The 236-nt window shown below is 69.9% G+C and carries 1 protein-coding gene; it reads right to left on the reverse strand.

Annotated elements, in window-relative coordinates:
- Nucleotides 1-183 (reverse strand): hypothetical protein (locus tag ACZ3GY_RS24800; protein ID WP_465912483.1); only part of this gene is annotated, 183 nt, incomplete at its 3' end.
- Nucleotides 184-236: the final 53 nt, after the last annotated feature.

Consider the following 236-nt stretch of genomic DNA (forward strand, 5'->3'; position numbering starts at 1 on the left):
CAGCTCGGTCGGACCCGCGTGCAGCGCCGTCTCGATGGACGGCAACGCGACGTTGACCTTCGTCAGGTCGAGGATCGTCAGAGCCGCGACCGAGACGGCGATCCAGTACGCCCGCCAGCGGTGGCGGGGCGAGAGCTGGATGTCCTGTGTCGGTGGGTGGGGGGACGAAGGTTTCTCAGGCATCGTCCTTCACGCTACTCGCGCGCGAGGACGCGGGGGGCGGGGTTGCGCCGGCT

The organism is Pseudomonas sp. PME37.24/006, from assembly GCF_055556635.1.